The 1,181-nt window shown below is 66.4% G+C and carries 1 protein-coding gene; it reads right to left on the bottom strand.

The genetic code is table 11. From position 1 onward, the window contains the following. Positions 1-10: 10 nt before the first annotated feature. The gene (locus tag BUQ68_RS22555; protein WP_075218280.1) at positions 11-955 is read right to left on the bottom strand and encodes an IS110 family RNA-guided transposase; all 945 of its coding nucleotides are present in this window, start codon (positions 953-955) and stop codon (positions 11-13) included. Positions 956-1,181: the final 226 nt, after the last annotated feature.

Consider the following 1,181-nt stretch of genomic DNA (forward strand, 5'->3'; position numbering starts at 1 on the left):
CGTCATCAACTCAGTTCTGCAGGTTCATGTCGCGGATCCTCGCGTTGGCGATGACGATGATTTTGCGCATGAGGGCGGTGAGGACGAGGCGCTTGGGTTTTCCGCGGGCGATGAGGGATTGGTACCAGCTCCGCAAGGGTCCCTTTGCGCGTGCTGCGGCGAGGGCTGGCATGAAGAGGAGGGTGGCGATGGTTCTTCGCCCTCCGCCGGTGGTGCGATATCCGCGGTAGGTGCCGCTGTCCCTGGCGTGGGGTGCGACGCCGGCAAGGCATGCGGCCTGCTTGCCGTGGAGGGTTCCGAGCTCGGGCATGAGGGCGACGAGCGCGACGGCGGTGAGGGCCCCGATGCCCGGGATGGACATCAGGCATTGAAGGGTCTTTTGAAGACGCTCGCTGGCGGCGACGAGCTGGTCGATCTCGCGGCGGAGTTCCTGGAGTTCGCTCTCCAGGAAGGCGAGAAGGCGGTGATGGGAGGCGGCCAGGAGGGCGGCTCCCGGCGCCTTGGAGCGGTTGATCTCGGCGGTCCTCACGGCGACGAGTTCGGATCGGCGTACGACCAGGGCCTGCAGGCGCAGCCGTTCGCCGTCCGGCGCGACCCAAAGGGCGAGTTCGCCGCCGCGCTCCTGTCCGTAGCGGGCCAGGCCACGGGCATCGATGGCGTCGGTCTTGGCCCGCACGCCGCGCGAACGGATGAAGGCCTTGACCCGCACGGTGTCGGCCCGGTGGGCCGGAACGCCGGCGCCAAGGAGGGCCTCCAGGAGCACGCGCTCGTAGCCGCCGGTGGCTTCGCAGACCGCCAGTGTCTCCGAACCGAGGTCGACAAGAAAGCGAGCCAGGTCTTCGGTTGTATTGGCGACCGAGAAGAGCTGTCCGGTGTGCGTGTCGTAGATCGCCACGCTGTCCTTGGAGACATCGCAGCCGAGAATGCGGGTGAAGATGGGTGCGGCGGAGATCAAAGGTGTGCTACCTTCTAGCTTGCTCGGCATTGTCTGCGGGCGGTGAGCCCAATCAACTCTGCGAGCGAAGTCGGAAGATGGTGGCGACCTCTATGACGACGGGCGAAAAGCCCCAGGTCCGCTCGGTCCACCACCACCGCCGGTTCGAGGTGGCCGCCTCGAACCGGCACCGGCATTCTAAGCCGGCGGACCAACTCTGACCCAAAACAAACAGACAATGGTCCGC

It is taken from the genome of Mongoliimonas terrestris, from assembly GCF_001927285.1.
In the GTDB taxonomy this organism is placed as follows: domain Bacteria; phylum Pseudomonadota; class Alphaproteobacteria; order Rhizobiales; family Pleomorphomonadaceae; genus Chthonobacter; species Chthonobacter terrestris.